1 pseudogene is annotated in these 467 nt (G+C 72.4%); it reads right to left on the reverse strand.

From position 1 onward, the window contains the following. Positions 1-467 (reverse strand): annotated as a pseudogene (locus AC1DKD_RS42045) (lytic transglycosylase domain-containing protein); the annotation flags it as partial.

Consider the following 467-nt stretch of genomic DNA (forward strand, 5'->3'; position numbering starts at 1 on the left):
ATGCCGAACTCGCGGCCCGTCATGTACGCGGCCTTCACCAGTTGCCCGGTGGCCTGCGCCGCCACGCGGTACTTGCGGGCGATGTAGTCCGCCACGGCCGCCTGCTCACGTGCGGAGCCGAGCGCCGTCGTGTTGCGGGCGTCCAGCGCCACGCGCTGCACCGGGATCTGCGCGGCCAGGTGCGCCACCGACGGGACCTTGCCCGCGGCCGACACACTCCACTCGTCCACGCCAGACACCGTCGGCAAGCCGTTGGTGGCATGCGCCAGACGCGCGGCGGCCACGTCGGCCGAGACCGGCGGCACGCCAGTGCTGGCATGGGCCGTGGTAGCCGGCAGGGCGGCGCCGAGCAGTACCGTGGGTGCTTCCTTGCCCGCCAGCGCGCCAGCGAGCGACGTCCGCCATTGCTGGCTGACCGTCAAGGTGACTGCTGCGGCCACAGAAAGCACGCCCAGGCTGTTCAGGGT

It is taken from the genome of Cupriavidus sp. 05T313, from assembly GCF_056396665.1.